Origin of the sequence: Paenibacillus sp., from assembly GCF_035645235.1 — a bacterium.
Taxonomy (GTDB): domain Bacteria; phylum Bacillota; class Bacilli; order Paenibacillales; family YIM-B00363; genus Paenibacillus_AE.
Genome location: NZ_DASQMZ010000006.1, coordinates 1 through 1,604, shown reverse-complemented (window position 1 = coordinate 1,604; position 1,604 = coordinate 1). Strand labels below are relative to the sequence as shown.

Below are 1,604 nucleotides of genomic sequence, written 5' to 3'. Positions count from 1 at the left end.
GTTCGGCGACCGCAAAGGCGCTTGCCCACCCGTCCGCATGCGAGATCGACACGTGCAGTCGCAACCCCTCCGCGACGCGGCGCGCCACGCGGCAGCACGGCTTGCCGCGCTCGTCCGGCAGCACCTCTACGTCGCGGAACGAAAGGTCGCCGCCGATGCCGCAGCCAAGCGCCTTCGCCACCGCCTCTTTCGCCGCCCACCGCCCCGCGATAAATTCGACGCGCCTCGCCCGCGGCAGTCGCTTCGACGCCAGGTACGCGAGCTCCGACGCCGACAACACCCGCCGCGCGAACGCGTCTCCGCGCTCCCCTTCGAGCAGTTTGCCGATTCGCTCCAGTCCGACGATGTCCGTACCGATTCCGATAATCATCGCTGCATGCCCCGCTCGTCTGAATAGTTATTACCAGTTTACCGGAAAATAAAGTAAAATGCGATATAGCGGCTTAAAAGAAAGGATGAAAATCATGGGATACGGCATCGCCACGGCGCCGGAGGCGACGAAAGTGCAGGTCGACCGGCTGACGCAGCTGCTCCGCGAAGCGTTCGGCGCATCGTTGCTCGGCGTCGTCCTGCACGGCTCGCTCTCGACCGACTCGTTCCAACCGGAGCGGAGCGATCTCGATCTGCTGGCGGTCGTGGAGGGAGCGGCGTCGGAGGAGGCGAAGCGTTCGCTCGCGCTCGGACTGCTGGCGCTCTCCGGAGCGCCGCATCCCGTAGACTTATACGTCTGCGGCGCCTCGGAGCTGCGGACTTGGCGGCAGCCCTGCCGGTACGCCTTCCATTACGCCGAGGCGTGGCGGCAACGGTTCGAGGCTGCGATCGCGATTGCGGGGACGCCCGACGGTCCCGACGGCGAGGCCGCCTGGCGGCTTCGGGCGCTGGAGGCGTTCGCCGGCGGAACCGACGACGTCCTGGCGGCGCGCGTGCGGGCGGCCCGCGATCGCGGCGTGTCGCTGCACGGCGCGCGGCGCGAGGAGGCGCTGCCGGCGGTGCCCGACGCGGTCGTGCGGGCGGCGATGTACGCCGGCGCGGACGCTCCGTTCCGGGACGTCTCGAAGCGGCCGGTCGACGCCGTGCTCGATTGGCTCCGCGCGCTGCGCTTCGCCGCCGACGGCGCCGTCGTGTCCAAGGAGGAAGCCGGCGCCTGGGGCATGCTTTCGATGCCGCTGCACATCGAGGTCGTCGCCGACGCGCTGAAGCTGTATCGCCGCCCGGAGCCGCGGGAAGCGCTGCACTTCGACGTCGAGCCGCTGCAGGCGTTCCTGCGCGCCTGCCGCGCCCGCCGCGCGTCGTTCTAACCGCGTCCGGCGACCCGCATGCGAAAGCCCGGCCCCGCGAACGGGAGCCGGGCCGGATGCGCCCGCCGCCCCTTAGATGCCGGGGATCGGGAGGCGTTTGTGCGCGGTTTTATCGTATTGCCGCTCAAGCTTCGCTCGAATGGCGTCGTCGATCGGCTTGCCTTCGAGGTAATCCGAGTTGGCTTCGTACGAGATGCCCAGCTCCCCCTCGTCCGTCTGGCCTTCCCACAGTCCCGCCGTCGGCGCCTTATCGAGGATCGGCTGCGGCACGCCGAGCGATCGGGCGAGCGCGCGCACTTGCCGTTT

The 1,604-nt window shown here is 69.4% G+C and carries 3 protein-coding genes; 1 reads left to right on the top strand and 2 read right to left on the bottom strand.

Annotated features, from left to right (window positions below; translation table 11 throughout):
• Window positions 1-370 (bottom strand): holo-ACP synthase (acpS, locus tag VEZ38_RS00210; RefSeq protein ID WP_324890722.1); only part of this gene is annotated, 370 nt, incomplete at its 3' end.
• 94 nt (window positions 371-464) lie between these two features.
• Between acpS and VEZ38_RS00205 the strand changes: the two genes are divergently transcribed.
• Window positions 465-1,298: a nucleotidyltransferase domain-containing protein gene (locus tag VEZ38_RS00205; protein ID WP_324890719.1), complete on the top strand. Its 834-nt coding sequence runs from the start codon at window positions 465-467 to the stop codon at window positions 1,296-1,298.
• Window positions 1,299-1,370: 72 nt separating this feature from the next.
• On the opposite strand, the gene nadE is transcribed toward VEZ38_RS00205, so the two are convergent.
• Window positions 1,371-1,604 (bottom strand): NAD(+) synthase (nadE, locus tag VEZ38_RS00200; RefSeq protein ID WP_324890717.1); only part of this gene is annotated, 234 nt, incomplete at its 5' end.

What these genes read in the sequence shown, in the direction of transcription:
- VEZ38_RS00205 (WP_324890719.1), top strand. Translation starts at nt 465, where the DNA reads ATGGGATACGGCATCGCCACGGCGCCGGAGGCGACGAAAGTGCAGGTC.